17 protein-coding genes are annotated in these 21682 nt (G+C 37.8%); all 17 read left to right on the plus strand.

The window, feature by feature from the left end; all coding sequences use genetic code 11:
* The first annotated feature begins 30 nt into the window (after positions 1-30).
* The 17 genes from cdaA (at position 31) to JP39_RS03215 (ending at position 21482) form a co-directional block, all read left to right on the plus strand.
* The gene (gene cdaA / locus JP39_RS03130; RefSeq protein ID WP_041499347.1) at positions 31-894 is read left to right on the plus strand and encodes a diadenylate cyclase CdaA; all 864 of its coding nucleotides are present in this window, start codon (positions 31-33) and stop codon (positions 892-894) included.
* The gene (locus tag JP39_RS03135) at positions 872-1960 is read left to right on the plus strand and encodes a CdaR family protein (protein ID WP_048698900.1); all 1089 of its coding nucleotides are present in this window, start codon (positions 872-874) and stop codon (positions 1958-1960) included. The genes cdaA and JP39_RS03135 overlap by 23 nt, the downstream gene beginning before the upstream one ends.
* A 20-nt stretch (positions 1961-1980) precedes the next feature.
* The gene (gene glmM / locus JP39_RS03140) at positions 1981-3333 is read left to right on the plus strand and encodes a phosphoglucosamine mutase (RefSeq protein WP_041499346.1); all 1353 of its coding nucleotides are present in this window, start codon (positions 1981-1983) and stop codon (positions 3331-3333) included.
* A 798-nt stretch (positions 3334-4131) separates the two neighbouring features.
* The gene (glmS, locus tag JP39_RS03145; protein WP_041499345.1) at positions 4132-5943 is read left to right on the plus strand and encodes a glutamine--fructose-6-phosphate transaminase (isomerizing); all 1812 of its coding nucleotides are present in this window, start codon (positions 4132-4134) and stop codon (positions 5941-5943) included.
* 555 nt (positions 5944-6498) lie between these two features.
* Positions 6499-8094 (plus strand): APC family permease, encoded by a 1596-nt coding sequence (locus tag JP39_RS03155; RefSeq protein WP_041499343.1) that lies wholly within the window; start codon positions 6499-6501, stop codon positions 8092-8094.
* Entirely contained in the window at positions 8094-8612 is a 519-nt protein-coding gene (locus JP39_RS03160) for a VanZ family protein (protein WP_041499342.1), read from the plus strand. Before JP39_RS03155 ends, JP39_RS03160 begins: the two co-directional genes overlap by 1 nt.
* Positions 8613-8835: 223 nt before the next feature.
* Positions 8836-12432: a leucine-rich repeat protein gene (locus tag JP39_RS03165; protein ID WP_041499341.1), complete on the plus strand. Its 3597-nt coding sequence runs from the start codon at positions 8836-8838 to the stop codon at positions 12430-12432.
* A gap of 112 nt (positions 12433-12544) precedes the next feature.
* A complete protein-coding gene (locus JP39_RS03170; protein WP_041499340.1) occupies positions 12545-13279 on the plus strand; it encodes a YebC/PmpR family DNA-binding transcriptional regulator in 735 nt (244 codons plus the stop codon).
* 77 nt (positions 13280-13356) lie between these two features.
* On the plus strand, positions 13357-14325 hold the full coding sequence (comGA, locus tag JP39_RS03175) for a competence type IV pilus ATPase ComGA (protein WP_048698903.1): 969 nt from the start codon (positions 13357-13359) through the stop codon (positions 14323-14325).
* A complete protein-coding gene (locus tag JP39_RS03180; RefSeq protein ID WP_041499339.1) occupies positions 14291-15304 on the plus strand; it encodes a type II secretion system F family protein in 1014 nt (337 codons plus the stop codon). Before comGA ends, JP39_RS03180 begins: the two co-directional genes overlap by 35 nt.
* Complete coding sequence (gene comGC / locus JP39_RS03185) at positions 15304-15672, plus strand: competence type IV pilus major pilin ComGC (RefSeq protein WP_048698906.1); 369 nt, start codon at positions 15304-15306, stop codon at positions 15670-15672. The genes JP39_RS03180 and comGC overlap by 1 nt, the downstream gene beginning before the upstream one ends.
* A 29-nt stretch (positions 15673-15701) precedes the next feature.
* On the plus strand, positions 15702-16118 hold the full coding sequence (locus JP39_RS03190) for a hypothetical protein (protein ID WP_157492451.1): 417 nt from the start codon (positions 15702-15704) through the stop codon (positions 16116-16118).
* A complete protein-coding gene (locus JP39_RS03195; RefSeq protein ID WP_041499337.1) occupies positions 16102-16383 on the plus strand; it encodes a hypothetical protein in 282 nt (93 codons plus the stop codon). Before JP39_RS03190 ends, JP39_RS03195 begins: the two co-directional genes overlap by 17 nt.
* Positions 16384-16435: 52 nt before the next feature.
* Positions 16436-16807: a competence type IV pilus minor pilin ComGF gene (locus tag JP39_RS03200; protein WP_169751861.1), complete on the plus strand. Its 372-nt coding sequence runs from the start codon at positions 16436-16438 to the stop codon at positions 16805-16807.
* A 267-nt stretch (positions 16808-17074) separates the two neighbouring features.
* The gene (locus JP39_RS03205; RefSeq protein ID WP_041499335.1) at positions 17075-18088 is read left to right on the plus strand and encodes a class I SAM-dependent methyltransferase; all 1014 of its coding nucleotides are present in this window, start codon (positions 17075-17077) and stop codon (positions 18086-18088) included.
* Positions 18089-18098: 10 nt separating this feature from the next.
* Positions 18099-19295, plus strand: a complete 1197-nt coding sequence (locus JP39_RS03210; protein ID WP_041499334.1) for an acetate/propionate family kinase — start codon at positions 18099-18101, stop codon at positions 19293-19295.
* 510 nt (positions 19296-19805) lie between these two features.
* The gene (locus tag JP39_RS03215; RefSeq protein ID WP_041499333.1) at positions 19806-21482 is read left to right on the plus strand and encodes an oleate hydratase; all 1677 of its coding nucleotides are present in this window, start codon (positions 19806-19808) and stop codon (positions 21480-21482) included.
* Positions 21483-21682 lie beyond the last annotated feature (200 nt).

Below are 21682 nucleotides of genomic sequence, written 5' to 3' on the forward strand. Positions count from 1 at the left end.
ATTAGTTCGAACTGCTAAGGAGCTAGAAAAATGAATTTTATACCAAGCAATATATTTACATGGCAGAACTTGGCTAACTTGGTTGATATCCTAGTAGTCTGGTATTTTCTGTATAAAGTTCTGTCGATGTTACGAGGCACGAAAGCGGTACAGCTTCTAAAAGGAATCGTGATAATTTTTGGTATCAAACTCATTAGTTGGGCGTTAAATTTACACACGGTCTCTTTTCTGATGGATCAATTGATCAACTGGGGAATTATCGTCATTGTGATAATCTTTCAGCCTGAGATTCGTCGTGGATTGGAACATTTAGGGCGAATGCCGTTATTTAGTTCAACGAGTAACGAAGAAGGCAAAACCAAGAATCACTTGATCGAAAGTTTGGATCAGGCGATTCAGTACATGAGTAAGCGTAGAATCGGTGCTTTGATAACTTTGGAAATGAATACTGGTTTGGAAGAATATGTCGAAACTGGTATTGATTTGGACGCTGAAGTTACTGGAGCTTTATTGATCAATATTTTCATACCGAATACTCCGTTGCATGATGGGGCAGTAATCGTCCGAAATAACCGGATATCAGTTGCGGCTGCCTACTTGCCGTTGTCAGAAAGCAATACGATTCCTAAGGAATTAGGAACGCGTCACAGAGCGGCAGTTGGTATCAGTGAAGTAACTGATGCAATTACAATTGTTGTCTCAGAAGAGACTGGTGGTGTCATGATAACTAGAAATGGTCATATGATGCTTGATCTTTCTCGAGAAGATTACCTGAAATATCTTCACGCTCAATTAAAGGATCCGAATGAAAATGACAATCATTCGATATTAGATTTCTTTAGAATTGGTCGGAAGAAGAAGGAGGGCCAAGATGATAAAGAAAATAATAAATAGCAATTATTTTTATGCCTTTATCGCCCTCTGCTGTGCCTTATGGTTGTTCTTTTTTGTAAGCACACCAGGTGTAGGATCAACCAGAAATTCTAATCAATCGAATACTTCGACTGTAACCAAAAGGGCAACTTTTACAGTACCTTTACAGTTACAGGCGGATGTCGATAAATATTACATCACTGGTTATCCGGAAAATGTCAAAGTAACGATTGAAGGGCCAGCGGCTCTAGTTACTGCGACCAAAAATACTCAGAATTTTAACTTATATTTGAATTTAAAAGACTTGTCGATTGGACAGCATCGTGTTCAAATCAAGGAGTCTGGCTTGAACAGTGAATTAACTTATAGTATAAAACCGAAGTATGTCACCGTTAATATTCAACAGCGTGAAACTAAGAAGTTTGCGGTCGATGTTGATTACAATAAAGAATTCTTAGCAACTGGTTACGAAACCGGTAAGATTGATATATCTCCTGATACTGTCACAGTTACTGGTGCCGCCTCTGAGATTGAAAAGATCAACAAGGTTATCGTTAAACCAATTTTGCCAAAAGGAATAAAATCGACATTTGATCAAGAAGTTTTAGTGCAAGCACTCGATAAAAATGGTAAAACTGTAAATGTTACGTTGGATCCACAAACGGTTCACGTAAAAATTCCAATTACTATTCAAAGCAAACAAGTAACAATCAACTTGAAACAGTCAGGAAATTCTAATAACTCGAATTTCACATTTGAATCTGATGTGAAAAGCATCAGAATTTTCGGAACGCAAGATCAAATGGATGCGATTGATAATTCAATTGATGTGCCAGTTGATGTAAGTGATGTTACCGGAAATACCAAGAAGTCAATTGATTTAGGCGATGCTTTGGGCGGTAAAGTGGCCTTTACGGATCCTGATAGCATTAGTGTGACAATCAATACTGGTTCGTCGAGTTCATCATCGAACAACACTAATAGCAGCAATGGTACTAATACGTCAACTAATGACAGTAGTACTAATAATAATTCGAGTTCGTCAAATAACGACTCGACTGAAGATAATAATAATAGCGAAGAATAATACGCTGGGGGTAAGTTTTCATGACAAAATATTTTGGAACAGACGGAGTAAGAGGTATTGCAAATAAGGAGTTAAGTCCTGAACTAGCATTTAAGCTAGGCCGTTTCGGGGGTTACGTTCTAACACAACATTCAGAAAATAATGACTCACGTCCACGTGTTCTAGTTGCCAGAGATACACGTATTTCTGGTCAAATGTTGCAATCAAGTTTAATCTCAGGACTATTGTCTGTAGGTATTGAAGTGCTAGATCTTGATGTAATTACAACTCCAGCCGTTGCTTATTTAATACGTGCCGTTTCAGCTGATGCCGGAATTATGATTTCTGCATCACACAATCCTGCTGAAGATAACGGAATTAAGTTCTTTGGTTCAGATGGTTACAAATTGCCAGATGACGTTGAAGATGAAATTGAAGAATTATTGGATGCCAAAGAAGATACTTTGCCAAGACCATCTGCTGAAGGTTTAGGTAGCGTTTCAGACTATCCAGAAGGTGCTCAAAAGTATCTCCAATTCTTGAAACAAACATTGTCAGATGATCTAAGTGGTATGAAGATTGTTTTGGATACAGCCAATGGTTCAACAAGTCGTTTAGCAAGCACATTGTTTGCTGACTTGGGCGTTGACTTCGAAATCATGGCCTCACATCCAGATGGAATCAACATCAACAAAAACGTTGGTTCAACACATCCAGAAGAATTAGCAAGACGTGTTAAAGAATCAGATGCCGTTGCTGGATTAGCTTTTGATGGTGATGGAGACCGTTGTATCGCCGTTGATGCTGATGGTAATATTGTTGATGGTGACAAGATTATGTTCATCCTCGGTAAGTATTTGCACGATGGTGGCCGTTTAAAGAAAGACACAATCGTAACAACAGTTATGAGTAACCTCGGTTTGTACAAAGCTATCGAAGCTAATGGCATGAAGTCAGTTCAAACAGCCGTTGGTGACCGTCACGTTGTTGAAGAGATCCGTGCCAACAATTACAACATCGGTGGAGAACAATCAGGACACGTTGTCTTGTATGAGTACATGAATACAGGAGACGGAATGTTAACAGGAATCCACTTGTTGCACGTCATGAAAGAAACAGGCAAGACCCTAGCAGAATTAGGTGCACCTGTTAAGATTTATCCACAAAAGCTAGTTAACGTTCCCGTAGCAGACAAAAACTCATGGGATCAACACCAACCAATCCTTGATTCAATCAAAGCAGTTGAAGATGAAATGGATGGCGATGGCCGTGTGTTAGTACGTCCTAGTGGTACACAAGCATTGTTGAGAGTTATGTGTGAAGCACCTACAGAAGAAAAAGTTAATGAATATTGTGATCAGATTGTGGAAGTTGTTAAGAGTGAATTAAATTAGAGAGTGGAGACAGGGCGGTCAGCTCCCGAGCATTTTCGCGACTTTGTGAATTACACGCTGGTTTTGCGTGTGATTTACAAAGTTGTGAAAAGCGGAAGGAGTTGCCCTGTCGGAACTCGTTTTGGTGAGAGAGCGGAACAAGGGCGGTTAGCTCCTGAGCATTTTCGTAGTTTTGTGAATTACGCGCCGAACTTGCGTGTGATTTACAAAATTATGAAAAGCGGAGGGAGTTGCCCTTGTGTAGCTCGTTTTAGAGCCACTGCCTATATAAAAAAGGGCTTTTCAATACCCCCAATAAGCACAACTTCAAAAATAAGAAAATCAAAAATAGAGATTGAGGAAAAATAATCCTTCAATCTCTATTTTTTTGATCTTTTTTATCATCCACACATTAAATTCCCGATTAATTCAAAAAAACTAGCCAGAGCCGAACAGTGATGGAGCCCGCAGTAGGAGTAGAGTTAGAGCTTTAGCTCTTACTCTACTGACGTATTTTGAGATTCGTGCTTTTTGCGAAGCTCAACATCGAGGCGCGAGACCTTGGCTCGCACCGGTCTACTGCAGGCGGAATCACAGTTCGGTTCTGGCGGCCCGAAACAAATGGCCTATACATATATACCATATAGACAATATCGGTACATACCAACCGTACCAATTTTTGAAAATATTAAACTTTTCTTGACAAAAAACCATTTGATTAGTATTCTAGGCATTGTCGCAAGATGATAAAACATAAGAAATGAACTATACCATTAAAAATAAAAGAACTATACCAATACAAGAAAGGCATTGATTAATATGTGTGGAATTGTTGGAGTTATTGGAAATAATAAAACTACTGATATTTTATTGAACGGATTAGAGAAGCTTGAGTATCGTGGCTATGATTCAGCCGGGATTTACGTTAACAACCAAGACGGCAAAGATTACTTGGTTAAAGAAGTTGGTAAGATTAGTAAATTGGAAAATGCTGTGACAGACGATGTTCAAGGCCTTGTCGGTATTGGACATACAAGATGGGCTACTCATGGAACACCAACCATCGAAAATGCTCACCCTCATTTTTCAGAAGATAACCGTTTCTACCTCGTACATAACGGTGTCCTAACAAACTTTGAAGAACTCAAAACTAAATACTTGTCAGATGTTAACTTTAGCAGTCAAACCGATACTGAAGTTGCTGTTCAATTAGTTGATCACTTTGCAAAAGAAGGACTTGATGGTGAGGCTGCTTTTAGAAAAGCACTTAGCTTGATTGAAGGTTCATACGCTTTTGCAATGGTCGACAAGGAACAACCTGACCGTATCTTCGTTGCTAAAAATAAGAGTCCACTATTGATTGGCTTGGGCGATGGCTTCAATGTTATCTGTTCCGATGCTATGGCTATGCTTGATCAAACTCATCAATTTGTTGAAATTCAAGATGGTGAAGTTGTTATCCTTAAAAAAGGTTCTGTTGAAATCAGTAAGCTTGATGGTACTCCAGTTAAGAGAGATTCTTACACAGTTGATCTTGATGCTAGCGATATCTCTAAGGGTACTTATGAACACTACATGCTCAAGGAAATTGACGAACAACCAAATGTTATGAGAAAGATTTCTCAAAATTATCTCAATGATGATGGCAGTATGAACATTGAACCTGCTTTGTTGGAAGAAATGAAGAAAGCTGACCGTTTGTACATTGTCGCCGCTGGAACTAGTTATCACGCCGGTTTAGTTGGTCAAAATATTTTTGAACAAGTTGCTGATGTGCCAGTTGATGTTGAGCTTGGTAGTGAATTCGGTTATCACATGCCTAAGTTATCTAAGCACCCATTCTTCATTTTCCTATCACAAAGTGGTGAAACTGCCGATAGTCGTCAAGTGCTTGTTAAAGTTAACGAATTGAAGTTACCAAGTTTGACGATGACTAACGTGCCAAATTCAACACTTTCACGTGAAGCAACATTTACAATGGAATTGCTTGCTGGACCTGAAATTGCGGTTGCCTCAACTAAAGCTTATACAGCTCAGATCGCCGTTGAAGCAGTTTTGGCAAAAGCATTGGGAATGGCTAAAGGACTTGATGATGCTAAGAAATTCGACGTTAAGAAGCAATTAGCTTTAGCAGCTAACGGTATTCAAACAATCGTTGATGAAAAAGAAACAATCAAGAAATTGACAGCTGACTTCCTAACAGATCAAAAAGACGCTTTCTACATTGGCCGTGGTATTGATTATGCCTTATCACTTGAAGCCGCTTTGAAGTTGAAAGAAATTTCATACATTCACGCTGAAGGATTCGCTGCTGGTGAGTTGAAGCACGGAACAATCGCCTTGATCGAACAAAATACTCCAGTTATTGCCTATGTCAATGATGGTGTTGGTGCCAGTCATACACGCGGTAATATCCAAGAAGTTAAAGCTCGTGGAGCTCATGTGCTTGTAATTGCCAGTCAAAAATACGCTGAAGCTGGGGATCAAATTATTATCCCTGAAATTGACGAATTAATTTCACCAATTATCAGTGTTGTACCTGCTCAACTCATTGCTTACTATGCAAGTTTGGCTCGTGGCAATGATGTCGACAAACCTCGTAATCTTGCCAAAAGTGTTACGGTAGAGTAGTCTAATTTAATAGAAAATGTTAATGATAGCTTCCAATATGGAGGCTATTTTTTTGTTTTGGGTTTGGGGGAACTGCCGCCTGTGGGTGCCATACGATGTAGCCTGCTATGAGGACCGACTTGAGCCAAGGTCTCAAGTCTCGCTTTGAAGCCTTGCCATAGGTTCGGCAAGTCTCCAAAGTCGCCCTGTGGTGTAAGAGCTAAAGCTCTAACGCCACCTCCATAGCTGTCTACATCGATGGCACCCACAGGCTAGATTGTTTTTGGATTGGATATGTTATCTCGCTTATTTGCATATTTAATTCAAAACCAAAAAACAAACAGACCTTTATCATAGGTTGATAGAGGTCAATAATGTAGAATATTTAGTTGTATTAATTTTGAGAGATAAACTAGTCGGAAGAAATGAGAGTTTCACCCGCTGTGGGTGTGGCGTTATGGCTTCAGCCATTACACCACCGGGCGTGTTTGAAGACCGCACTTTGGCTCGAGCCGGTCCGCATAGCAGGTGAAAACTCTCATTTCTGGAGACGGCAAACAATAGATTGGTGGTTTTATGAGGGATAAAAAGTTAAATCTGTTCTCAACTGTGATGTTTGGCCTTAGTGCCATTATTGGTTCAGGATGGATGTTTGGTTCCAGTCAGGCTGCTAAGATTGCTGGTCCAGCTGCAATTGTGGCTTGGATTTTAGGGGCGATTTTGGTAGCGATGATTGCGATGGTTTACGTTGAAATTGGAACGATGTTTCCTGAAGATGGGGCGATGAGTCGCTTTACAATGTATACTCATGGTTCACTGTTAGGACACATTTTTTCATGGGCCAATTGGCTTTCACTGTTGGCAATTTTACCGATTGAGGCGGTGGCATCCACACAGTACATGAGTACTTGGCCTTGGAAATGGGCACAGTGGACGCATGGTTTTATGAAAAATGGTCAGTTGTCTTTCAGCGGTATTCTTATGGCAACGGTTTTAATCTTAGTTTTTACGTTGATAAATTATTGGTCAGTTACGATTATGGCCAAATTTAATAATTTCATTTCAGTTTTCAAAATTGCGGTACCAATTATTACAATGATTTTGTTAGTTTCAGCCCATTTTGATTTAAATAATATGGGGACAACGATTCATCAGTTTATGCCGAATGGAACGTCATCAATTTTCGTAGCCATTGGTAGTGCAGGAATTATTTATTCGTACGTGGCTTTTCAAACGGTAATTAATTTAGGTAATGATATTATCAAACCGGCGGTTAATATTCGCCGCGGAATTATTTATTCGTTGTTAATAAGTGCTCTGATTTATATTACTTTACAAATTGTCTTCATTGGAGCTTTGCCAAAATCGATCGTCAGCAGTGGTTGGTCACAGATTAGTTTCAACTCACCATTTGCGGATCTGGCAATTCTCTTAAATGTGTATTGGTTATCAACTTTGATTTACTTCACAGCGTTTATTTCACCAATTGGAAGTGGGATAGCTTTTTCAGCTTCAGCAAGTAAATCATTGTCTTCAATGCCTAAGAATAAACATTTACCTAAAATTTTGAGTAACACGAATAATAATTACAGCACGCCAAGAATTGCCTTAATGGTCGATTTCTTGGTCAGTGTGATTTTGATTTTGTTGTTTAAAAATTGGGCATTATTGTCACGAGTTGTTGCAGCGTCAACGTTGATTTCGTTATTGTCGGGTCCAGTCGTTGCTGGTAGTTTGCGTAAAATGGGACCAAATTTCAAACGTCCAACGAAGATTCGAGGGATGAGATTATTGGCTCCATTGGTTTTCGATTTAATTAGTTTGGCAATTTACTGGTCAATGTTTCCAACGACTGTCGAAGTTATCGTGATTATTATTGTGGGGTTGCCCATTTACTTTGTTTACGATTTTCGTCGTGGATTTAAAGAGTTCAAACAGAAGTTTTATGCAAGTCTTTGGCTGATTGTTCATTTGGTTGGTCTATCAGTTATTTCGTGGATTGGTAGCAGTCATTTTGGTGGGATCAATACGATTCAATATCCTTGGGATTTTCTCGTGATTATGATATTTTCAACCGTAATTTATTATTGGGCAATTAATTCCTCCTATCATTCGGGCTATTTTGACGATGCCAAGAGACTTAATTCAACCGTGAATTGGGATGAAAAATAATGGATAAGTTAAAGAAAAATGAAAAGTGGTTCTGGGGTGGCGTAGTTTTGATTGAACTGATTTTGTTTTACAGTTCGTCTATGACTTACAAACAACAAACTTCAGTACCATTTCTAGAAAAATATGTGCATGGCAAACCGCTTAAGAGTAGCTTGAGTCAGATTCATTTTAATTATGGTGGTAAGGAACAGTCGATTGCGAATGATGGCTATTATCACTTTGTGGAGTTTTTTATTCGTAAAGGAGCTCATTTTGGTACGTATTTAATTTTGGCGGTATTTCTTTGTTTAGCACTTTATACGTATTTCAAAAAAAATCATTTTTTAAATGTATTTGTTCCATGGTTAATGACAACTGGTCTAGCAGCTTTCGATGAATTTCATCAAGGATTGACTGGTGGACGGACACCTTCAGTGACAGATGTCATACTGGATAGTGCTGGAGCGCTTACAGGTGCCTTGATTGTGGTGATTATTACGTATTTTGTCATAAGACATAAAAATGTGAAAAAAGTTTGAATTTGTTATTGAAAAATGAGTCATTTTTTTAAAAATCTGCTTGTCAAAGTCGACCTAAATGGTCGGCTTTTTTGCTATATTGTTTAGTCATTCTTTTTTATGAGCCTGCCGCATAGACACCATGTGCTAAATATTTAAAAAATAATAAGAAATGTTATAGTATACGGTTGAGATGTTTAGACAGGTTCGGAGAAATTTCATCTCAATAGGACGGTTTATTATTATGGCAAATAAGAAGATCATGTTAAACAAGAAGCAGTTATTGATTGCTGCGGGCGCAGCCATGACTTTAGGACTGGGAACCACGTTCAGCCATGAGGCCGTTATTCATGCGGCTACTACTACCGATGATACTAGTTCTGTTCCAACACCTTCTGAAAGCTCAAATACAAGTGTGAAGGATGCTACGACAACTGATAGTGGCAGTTCATCAACAACTTCAAATACAACAAATGAAAATAAAGAATCCGATACACCAAGTACTCCAACACCAACTGATGTTAGTGGAGGAGATAATGGCAGTTCAACTGGGACAACAAGTTCTGATGTAGCACCATCCACAGTGTCATCTGCAATTTCAGGTGAAACAAATGAGCCTGCAACTTTAAAAACACCAGTGACTACAGATTCAAAAGTGGCTCCAGCGACTTCAATAGGTACAGCTGTAACTGCGGGCACGGCTGCATCTTCAACTATCCCTGCAACACAATCGGGTTCTACAGCGGTTGTTGAAAGTACATCAATTGAAAAAGAATCCACGGATCCGGCTACAGCAGCTGTTACTAGTTCAACTACGACACCGTCAACGACCACACCGACTACCCCAGCACCAACAGGTTTAACACCAGTAGATACTGCGGCTAATACAATTACATCAGATGCTGATCATACAGATGCAAATGACTTTACCTGGAGTACCAACGATGATACTGGTGAAGCTTCTTTGACTGGTACAACTAGTCAGTTGACTGATTCGTCAGTAAATATTCCTACTCAAATTACAGTTACGAATAATAGTTCCAAGGATAGTAAGCAATACAACGTTACGAGCATTGGTAATGATGCCTTTGCCAGCAATCAAACGATAACCAGTGTTAAAGTCAACAGCGGGGTTACAAGTATTGGCAATAACGCATTTATTTATTCAACTTTGAAAAATATTGATTTGACGGATGACACTACCCTAAAAAGTATTGGTGATTTAGCATTTTGGGGTAATCAAATTCCAACAATTGATTTGCCTGACTCCGTTCAAACTATCGGTAACGAGGCGTTTACTTATAATAGTGCGGTGACTTCAATAACACTGCCAGCCAATTTACAGACGATTGGTGATCAGGCCTTTGCCGCAAATACTAGTTTACAAAATATTGATTTTTCAAAAGACACAGCTTTGACAAGTATTGGAGAATCAGCTTTTTCTGGAGATTCTGAAAATAATAAAATTGATTTAAGCAATAATAATAATTTGATATCTATTGGCAACCAAGCGTTTGTTTATAACAGTAGAAGTACTGAAGTTAAGTTGCCTGATAGCTTGCAGACGATTGGTGATCAAGCCTTTCTTTCAAATTTAGGCCTCCAAAATATCAGTTTTGGACCTAATTTAATATCAATTGGCAATCAGGCTTTCACTTATGATGGTGATTTGACGAGTGCTGATTTTTCTAATGCCAACAAATTGAGTAGTATCGGCAATGGAGCCTTTGAATTCGCCAATCTGACTGGAACTTTGACGTTGCCAAGCAGCTTGGTTACAATCGGTAATCAAGCATTTAGTGGCAATCACATTGGAACATTGAATTTGAATGAAGGATTGCAGTCAATTGGAGAATCAGCTTTTTCTTACAATGATCTGAATAATGACTTAACTATTCCAAGCACGATTAAAAATATCGGTAATGAATCGTTTATTGGTAATCAGTTGACGAGTGTTTCCACCACAGCCTCAGACTTTTCACTAGGTGAGAATGCTTTTTCATATAATCGAATTACCCAAGTCAATGCTCCAAACGTTAAAATTGGAACGACTGCTTACAATATAAACAGTGCAACTAATCAGTTTGCGGCTATTTTCACTGATTCTGCACACAATAATATTTCCGATTACTTTAATCTTGATATTGGTGGTCTTACTGAGAATGCCTTAGGCATTACTGAATTATCCAATGGTGTAACGTATAAGAATGGTATTTTCGATATTCCAACAGGTGTGGGTAGTTTTACATTTAGTTGGATTCTGTCACCAGATTCAGAAGCTGATAAAGGTTACAGTGGTGTTTACGATGTAGTTTTGGATGATCCTAATATTAAAGCAATTAATTCTAGCATTCCTGCAGGTACTAACTGGGAACCTGTGGATAATTTTGTCAGTGCATCCACAACATCCGGAAAAGATATACCATTTTCAGAAATTGACGTAAGTGTAACAAATCCTGCTGGAGATGACGTTAAGACAATAGATACGACAGTGGCAGGTAATTATACAGTCACTTATAGTTATGATAAGACCTTTAAAAGTACGGTCAATGTCGAGGTATATAAGCGTACGGGAACATTTGATTTAGATGGTACGGGTTCTAAAACTTATAATGGTCAAAATCAATCTTTTGATAATAGTGATTATCAAGTTGTTCTATCGAACGGGACAAACTATCAAATTCAAAATGGTGATTTGGAGTTGAATCAAACAGCTAAGAATGCTGGAAACTATACGGTTACTTTGACGCAACAGGGAATTAATAACATTGAGAATTATGGACAGAATAGTTTATATGATTTAACGATGGGGACGGATACAGCTTCATTTGATATTAATAAAGCTCCGGTTACCATTACAAGTAATGACGCTACTAAAGTTGCTGGAACCGATGATCCTAGTTTTACAGCAAAAGTCGATGGATTAGAAAATATTACTGATGGCGATCAGTTAGTTTATAGTATTAGCAGACCTGATGGTCAAACGGTTGGCAGCTATGATTTATCGGTTGTTGCTAATGCCACTGACAATCCTAATTACGATATTACAACTTTGAATACTGGTAAATTAACAATCACAGCTGCTGCTAAAACTATCAATGGTAGCGACTATACAATGCACGTAGGTGATCCAACGCCAACTGCTAATGATTTTAAAGCCACTTCAACAGATGAAAATGCTCAATCTCAGACAGTTAATGTCGACCTTACACAGGCCAATCTGAATGCTGCTGGTACATATAATGTTGTTTTGAGTACTGCGGACGGACAATCAAAGAATGTTAATTTGATAGTTCTTGCAAAAGATACTACCGGACCAGTTGATCCAACGGACCCCACAGATCCAACAGATCCAACGGACCCAACAGATCCAACAGATCCAACAGATCCAACAGACCCAACAGATCCAACGGACCCAACAGATCCAACGGACCCAACGGACCCAACAGATCCAACGGACCCAACGGACCCAACAGATCCAACGGACCCCACAGACCCAACGGATCCAACAGACCCAACAGACCCAACAGACCCAACAGATCCAACAGATCCCACAGACCCAACGGACCCAATAGATCCCAAAGATCCATCAGTTCCAAACACTGAATCCAAAGGTAGCGGTGAATATATTGTTTCGGGAAATGTCTATTATGTTCCTGGTCCAAAAGGAAAGAGCAATGGTACTTTAATTGCTACCAATTATCGTCCAACTTATCAAAAATCCAATGTCGCAACGTTCCCTCAAACCGGAAATAACAGCGGAATTGGAATGCAAATTTTGGGTGTTTTGATTGGTATTTTGACATTTGGTGTAATCGATATCAAAAAAGTACATCATTAATAAAAATATCTGTTAATTTCCATGGTTATTTATGTCGCAAATATTGTAATAACGCGTTTACTTTGATAAAATAATATGCGGTTTATAATAATCATGAAAGAAGGAAACAGAAATGTCAGGACATTCAAAATGGCATAACATCCAAGGTAGAAAAAGTGCCCAAGATGCCAAGCGTGGTAAAATCTTCCAAAAGTTGTCTCGTGAGTTATTTATGGCAGCTAAGGCGGGTGGCTCCGATCCTAACGATAATGCTGCCCTTCGTTTGATAGTAGATAAAGCTCGTGCAGCCAATATGCCAAAGGACAACATTAAACGTGCCTTAGACAAGGCTGATGGCGGTAGTGATGAACATTATGATGAAGTTACATACGAAGGCTACGCTCCAGGTGGAGTTGCAGTTCTAGTAGAAGCTTTGACAGATAACAAAAACAGAACTGCTTCTGCCGTACGTGTTGCATTTACCCGTAACGGAGGAAGCATGGGCTCAAGTGGCTCAGTTGCTTACATGTTTGACCGTAAAGGTTATATCGTTCTTGACCGTACAAAGAACTCTCAAGATGAAGATACTGTTTTAATGGATATCATGGATCTTGGCGCTGATGATCTTCAAACATCAGATGACGCTTATGAAATCTATACTGAAGCTAAAGAATTCGCTGCTGTTCGTGACGGATTAATTGAAAAGGGTTATGAACTTGCCGACTCAGAGTTGACAATGATCCCTCAAAATACAACTCCAGTGCCAGAAGATAAACAAGAACAATTCGAACACATGATCGACCAATTGGAAGATGATGAAGATGTTTCTGAAGTTTATACTGCTGCTGCAGATGACGATGAAGAATAATTTTAAAAAATAAAGACTACTGACTTTTGTCGGTAGCCTTTTTTTTGCGTAATTTTTTAGAGAAGGGAGGTTGAGATATGACTGCTGAAACGATGGTTAGTAATTTGTTAACTGAAGCATGTACGAATAAAATCTCGGATATTTACTTTTTTCCACGCGATGGATTTTATCATTTGGAAGCTCGAAATTCACTGCAGAGCTATACCGTGGCTGATTTAACGATTGAGGAGACAATGGCTATTATGAATTATTTGAAATTTAACTCTGGTTTGGATGTTTCGGAAAGGCGGCGGGCGCAGAAAGGTGCGTTCAATTTTGTTTATCAAAACCGCAATATTTTCATCCGTATATCTTCGGTCGGAGATTTCAAAAATCGTGAGTCGATGGTTGTCCGCTTGATTTATCCACCAGAATTGAATTCACAAATTGACGAGGGGATTATTGAAGAACTGATGCCAATTTCCAAACGTAAAGGCATGATGATTTTTGCAGGTCCAATGGGTTCGGGAAAGACGTCATTAATGTATGCGTTGGGGCGGCAATTGAGCTGGAATAAGAAAGTTATGTGTATTGAGGATCCAATTGAAATTGCAGAGGATAATTTTCTACAATTACAGGTCAATACTGAGGCGGGGATGACTTATGAGGAGTTGATTAAGACCAGCTTACGGCACCGCCCTGAGGTTTTAATCATTGGAGAAATCCGTGATAGTCAAACAGCCAAACAAGCTGTACAGGCGGCCATTTGTGGCTATACAGTCATGACAACGATTCATGGCAAGTCTAAGTATTCAGTTATCCAACGTTTGCGACAATTTGGAGTGAACGATACCGAAATTCTCAACGCCGTAAATTATATTTCTTATCAAAGACTAGTTCCGACGGAATATGATTTAAAATTATTCCTCGATATTATGGAGAATGACGAGATTAGAGCTTTTATCAAACAAGATATTACTGATGATAATTGGAAACAACTGTTAAAAAATTCATATAATATGGGTCAAATAAATGAAGATACTTACCAAGAATTTATTTTCGGATAAGAAGATCAAAACTAGTCAACAAGCCGAGTATTTATTAATTATTAGCAAGTTGTTGAAGAATGGATTTTCACTAAGTCAGTCAATTAATTGTTTACGCTTACTTGATGATCGTCAAAAAATATTTGAAAAGATTAATCAGGATTTGCAAAGTGGTCAGATGATTTCACAATCACTCAGACATTTACAGTTACCGACGGTGATTTTTAATCAACTGGTGATTGCCCAAGAGCACGGAAATATTGCACTATCTCTGGAACAAACAGGTCAACTATTGAAAAATCAGGCCAGGCAGAAAAGTAAATTGAAGGAATTGCTGGCTTATCCATGTTTCATTTTGGCCTTTCTTTTTACGATGTTGATAGGGATGAAAATTTATATCATTCCACAGTTGGAAATTGCCGATGGTGGTAAGAATATTGATTTATTTTTACAATTACTACTTGTTTCGATTGTGATTATCTTAGTAAGCGGACTTATTTTTACATGGAAAATACGTAAGAAACACGAATATCAAAGGGCATTAATCCTTGTGAAATTACCGGCAATAGGTCAGATATATTTGAACTTTTTCCAGTTTTTAATTTTGCAAGGATTGGGAATGCAGTTGGGTAGCGGAATGAATTTATTTGATATTTGTGAATCTAACAACCGCTTTCAAAAAGGTTCAATCCAAGTATATTTAGCAGATAAATTTGTCAAAAATCTGACAGTAGGTAAAAGTATGTTGGAATTGATCGATGACGAACCACTATTGCCAAAACAATTGCGAGTGCTTTTGGAAGCTGGCGAGAGTGGTTCACAATTAGCCGACGACTTATTGCTGATGTCAGAATTAAAATTTGAGGAAACACAAAGAGGGTTGAAGAAACTGTTGAATTTGGTTCAACCAATACTGTTCGGAATCATTGCGCTAGTAGTGGTGGTGACCTATTTAATGGTTTTAATGCCAATATATGTAATGATGAAAGGGATGTCGTAATGAAGAAAATTCGTAAAGGTTTTACACTAATTGAAATGGTGATTGTACTGTTTATTATCTCGTTGTTGTTGTTGATTATGATTCCGAATTTGGTTCAACAAAAGGATCATGCGGATAAGCAGTCAACTGAAGCTTTTAAAACAACTTTAGTTACACAAGCGGGACTATATTTGGAAAATAATCCTGCTAAGACTGAAGAAAAAGTCACTATTGGGGATTTAAGAGATGGAAAATATATCACGGCTTCTCAAGCTAAAAAAGCAGAAAAACTACAAATAGGCGTGAATGATAATATTTTGGATAAGATTAAGGATGATACAACGATTAATAAGAATGAAAAGCCAGATCCAGCTAAACCAGAAAAATGATTCAAAGAATTAGAGCAGGTTTCACCCTTTTGGAAACAGTAATCGGATTGGGAATCTTTTGTTTGTTAACAACTATTTCACTGCATAACGTCAAAGATTATCAAGCAAAATTGGAAGAAAAACAGGCATTAGAATGGTTTAAAGATACTTTTAAAGGTGTTTATAATCGAGCATACCTGACACATCAAGGTAGCAAAATGATTATCGAAAATAAAAATACTATTGTTTTTGATATAACGCAAAACGGTGAGAATGGTGACAAGGTGGTAAGAAGAAAACTACCTTCAACAATGACTGTTTTTGATAACTCCTCAGGTCAACATATGATTTATGGTACGGGGAAAAGCTCTGCTGCTAGGATAACTTTTAGTTCGAGTCTGACTCACAAGAAATATATTTATAAGATTCAGATGGGATGGGGCGAGATTATTGAAGAAAAAACATGAAGGATTTATTCTGCTAGAGTCTTTGACTGGATTTGCCATTTCATTGATGATTATTTTGACTTTAAGTTATTGTGTAAATGAACAATTCAAGTTATTGAGTCACTGGGAAGAGCAAGTTAATGCAGATAAAATAATCTTGATGCATCTAAAAAGTAAACAAATACCAAATTTATTGATTATAAAAGGCAAAGAGTATTCTTTTACAAATACCTCAAATTCCTACCAAGTGGAAGTAAATAAAAATGTGTATCAAATTAAAAAGTAAGCATTCAGGATTTGTTTTGTACGAGGCTGTAGTTTCGCTAATGATAACGATTATGACGTTAGGAATACTGCAACAGTCGCTTCAGATTTTACATAATGTTCAAAAAACAACATTTCGAGACCAACTACGCTGGCATATTACCCAAGAAAAGCTACAAGAATTACTAGGAAAAAGTAAAATTACAGGCGCTTTTGGAAATAGACTTTTTTATAAAGATGAGAATGATAAAACAAAAGCAATTAAAATGTTGGGTAATTATGGCCGAGCAATATTGGCAATCGAAAACGCTGATAATCGAGGATATGAGCCGATGATGACAAATTTAAATGATATAAACATTGAAAAAAAAGATAAATTGGTTATCATTACAACAGAGAATAAAGCCGGTCAAACTTCACAGATGTGTCTGATCAATGATCCGTAAAATACTTTTCGACAATCAAAAACATAGCGGAACTGTACTGTTAAATAGTATATTAGTACTTGCGGTTTCAATTATGGTTGTCGGTTATAGCACGTCGTATTTAAGCAATCAGATCAACGATTACCGGCAGTTAGACAAGATTTACCGACAACAAATTAAAGATGAAATTCATAATAAACCTAAAGAAAAATCCTTAAGTAATTTGTGAATCCTTGAATTAAATCAGTTCCAACGTTAAAATTTTATTATTAAGCAAAGAGGTTAACTATGTCCGAAAAAGATATGCAGTCGTATTTTGATAAGCTAAATGAAGCCAATACATTATTGGGAAAGTCCTTGAAAGTTGGCAACGTCGATGCACTTGCTGAAACATTGACTAATATTTCCGACAATAAAGTTTATGTGGAAAATGATGTTCCAGATAAAGATACTGTCGCTAAATTAGAGGCTATTTACAAAGATTTGAAAGATTTAAATCTTACGCCTTCACAGTTAAAGCAAGCCATCACTGTTGCAATTATTAAAGCTCAAAAGGATGATAAAACTGAAGTCAACAAGTTGATGACTCCGGATGCAATTGGTTTGATTGCTAGTCTCATTGCTTATGAGGTACTAAATGTTCAAAATAAGACGAGTGTCAACGTAGTTGATCCAACTGTTGGAACTGGTAACTTATTGATTGAGTTTATTGAACAATTGAACATGACAGATAAGTTCAAAATCAATGCTGCGGCACTTGATAATGACGATACTTTGGTTGCTTTGGCAAAGTCTTTCAGTGAAGTGATGAACCTTAATTTGGATGCTTATCATCAAGATAGCATTGCCGAGTGGGACATTACTGATATTGATATGGCTGTTGCTGATTTGCCAGTTGGTTATTATCCAGTTGACGAGAATGCATTGAAGTTCAAGACGAAAGCCGATAAGGGCCATTCTTATGCTCATCATTTATTGATTGAACAAACGATGAAAAATTTAAATGATGGTGGAATCGGTATATTCATTGTGCCTTCACAAATTTTCCAAACAGATCAAGCTAAGAAATTATCCGAATGGATGGTTTCAAGTGTTTATTTACAAGCTGTTCTTGATTTACCTGCTACATTATTTGCTTCAAAAGAAGCTCAAAAAGCAATCGTTGTTTTACAAAAACACGGTGGTAATGCTAAGCAAGTAGGAAATGTTTTGATGGGCACAATACCAGATACCAATAATCCAAAGTTGTTTGAAGGGTTTAAGGACCAGTTGCAAGACTGGGCGAAAAATTTTAAAGGTTAGGTGAGATTAAATGTCTAAAATCATGGCCGTTAATTCTGGTAGCTCTACACTGAAGTGGAAACTATACACAGTACCCGATGAAAAAGTTGTTGCTAAAGGGATGGTTGATCGTTTAGGTCTATCTGACTCTGTTTTTGAAGTTGAGTTCGATGGCAAAAAAATCAGTGAGATGGGTGATATTCCTGATCACACAACCGCTGTTAACAAAATGCTCGATAAATTGATCGACCTTAAAATCATCAATAGTTATGATGAAATTACAGGAGTTGGTCATCGAGTAGTTGCTGGTGGTAGTATTTTTAAAGATTCCGCTGTTGTAACACCACGTGTCGTTCAACAAATTAAGAATCTTTCTGAATTTGCACCTTTGCACAACCCTGGTCAAGCTGACGGTATCGAAGCGTTCGAAAAAATCCTTCCTGATGTGCCACAAGTAGCTGTTTTTGACACATCGTTCCATCAGACAATGGATCCAGTCAATTATTTGTATAGTATTCCTTACGAATATTATGAAAAATATGGTGTTCGTAAATTTGGAGCTCACGGAACAAGTCACAGATATGTCTCCCAAGCTGCCGCCGATTACTTGCACAAACCACTAAACGACTTGAAGATTATTTCATGTCACTTGGGTAGTGGTGCCTCAATCGATGCAATTGAAGATGGAAAATCCGTTGATACATCAATGGGATTCACACCTTTAGCTGGTATCACAATGAGCACACGTTCTGGTGATATCGATCCATCACTAGTAGCTTATTTGATGCAAAAATTAAAGATTACTGATCCAACTGAAATGGTTAAAATCCTGAATACTAAGTCAGGTCTATTAGGAATTTCTGGAGTCTCACCTGACATGCGTGATTTATTAGCAACCAGAGATGAAAATGACCGCTCCGACTTGGCAATTAGAATTTATATCAACCGAATCGTTAAATACATTGGTTCGTACATTGCTTTATTAAGTGGCGTCGACGTATTGATTTTCACAGCCGGAACCGGAGCAAAGAATGCCGAAATCCGTGCTGCAATTGCCAATAGTTTTAACTATATGGGTGTAAAAATCGATAAAGAAGCTAACGAAAAGGCTAATGGAACAGCAATTATCAGTAGTAAAGATTCAACCGTTAAAGTTATAGTTGTACCAACGGATGAAGAATTGATGATTGTTAGAGATGTTGTCAGATTAACAAAATACAGTGACTAATTAGCTTGAAACGAAAGAAACCAATTGTCTCAAGAAAGTTTTCTAAAAATCACCGTCATAAATAATTAAAAAAAATATCGCAAAGTAATCAAAAAATGATTACCTGCGATATTTTTTTGCTTTAAGGAAATAGATTTGTAATTAGTAGGTTTAACAACCAATAATCAGTAAAATCAAATTAGTCGGAAGGGATGAGAATATTTACCCGCTATGGGTGTGGCGTTAGAGCTTCAGCTCTTACACCACCGGGCGTATTTGGAGACTTGCGATTTTTCAAGGCTTCAAATCGAGGTTCGAGACCGTACTGTGGCTCGGACCGGTCCGCATAGCAGGTGAATATTCTCATCCCTGTAGACGGCCCCAAAAAAGAAACAAATCATCATTTTTGTATCATAAACTAGACTGGAAATGTTTGATATATCGGCAATGAAAGCCTTTACTTTTTATTTGGAACTGCTATATTTAAGTTGTATAGATGAAATAGGAAGATTTGAATGGAGGTCAGTTATTATGACAAGAAAAGCCTACATGATTGGTACCGGTATTGGGAATTTAGCTGCTGGTATTTATTTAATTCGTGACGGTGGTTTCAATGGTGATCAGATCACTATGATGGGTCTAGAAACACACGGTGCCAATGATGGTGCCCCAGTTAAAGACTACGAGGATGAATATAGTAACCAAGCTTTGACTAACAACAAGGGATTCCTAGCTAAGGGTGGCCGTATGTTGAACGAAGAAACATATGAAAACCTTTGGGACTTATTACGTTCAGTTCCATCTTTGGATCACCCCGGTCAAACTGTTACTGATGATATTTTGAACTTTGACCACGCACATCCAACTCACGATGTTGGTCGTTTGATGGATGATGATGGCCCTCGTAACAAGCCTAATAAAGATAATTACAGACATATGCAATTTACTAACAAGGAACGTTACTTGTTAAGCAAGTTGATGTTAACTCCTGAAAAGGATGAAGAGACTTTAAACAATACAAGTATTGCTGAATGGTTTGCAAGTACACCACATTTCTTCACAACTAATTTCTGGTACATGTGGCAAACAACTTTCGCATTCAAACGTGCTAGTTCTGCAATGGAATTACGTCGTTACATGAACCGTATGATTCTTGAATTCAGTCGTATCAATACTTTGGAAGGTGTTACAAGAACTCCTTATAACCAATACGAAAGTATTATCATTCCAATGCGCAAATATTTGGAAGACCGTGGCGTAACCTTTATCAATAACCGTAAAGTTACTGATTTGGAATTCAAGGACACACCACTTCAAGACGATATTATCGTTACAGGTATGAAGTATGAAGAAGTCGACAATGACAACAAGGAAGGTCACATCGACATTGCTGAAAACGACTTAGTCTTTGATACTAATGGTTCAATTACTGACAGTTCATCAATCGGTGATTACGACACACCTGTTAAAGAAAATATGGAGTATGCACCAAGTGCTATGCTTTGGAAGAAAGCCGCCGAGAAGTTCTACTCACTAGGTAATCCTGATAAATTCTTTAATGATCGTACTCAAAGTGAGTGGATGAGTTTTACAGTTACAACTAACAACCACTACTTGGTTAATGAAATTGCTCGTATCACACAACAAGAACCAGGTAATGCTTTGAACACATGGATTCACAGTACACCTTTGATGTCTATCGTTGTTCACCATCAACCACACTTTAAGACACAAAAGCCTAATGAATCAGTCTTCTGGGGTTACTTCATGTATCCAAGAAGAAATGGTGATTATGTTCAAAAGCCAGTTATCGAAATGACAGGTAAGGAAATGTTGGAAGAATTCCTTGGTCAATTGGCATCAGTTGATCCAAGCAAAGACAATATTGCTAACCACAAACAAGAAATTATGGACAGTATTGTTAACGTAATTCCTACACACATGCCATATGCTAGTGCTTTGTTCAATCAAAGAGCTGTCGGAGATCGTCCTGACGTTGTGCCAGAACACAGTAAGAACTTGGCATTCATCAGTCAATTCTGTGAACAACCATTCGATATGGTCTTTACAGAACAATATTCATTCCGTGCTGCTCAACGTGCTGTTTACACATTGCTCAACATTCCATTATCAGAAATGACACCAATGCACCACTACGAAAAGGATCCAAAGGTAATGGCTCGTGCAACAAAGACCATGTTCAGATAAAAAATAATTCACAAACTGGAGCTGAAAATCAATTCAGCTTCTTTTTTTGTGAATTAGAAAGGCCGATTCAGCCCACTTTGTGAAGAAATATTCACAATTGGATTGCATATTTTTTTGATGTGAAATTTTTGAAGATACCAATTTTCTACCTCTACGTGTTGATATATCAACGTGAATACGTTTACATCAATTAATTGGAA

It is taken from the genome of Companilactobacillus heilongjiangensis (genome assembly GCF_000831645.3).
GTDB classification, from domain to species: Bacteria; Bacillota; Bacilli; order Lactobacillales; family Lactobacillaceae; genus Companilactobacillus; species Companilactobacillus heilongjiangensis.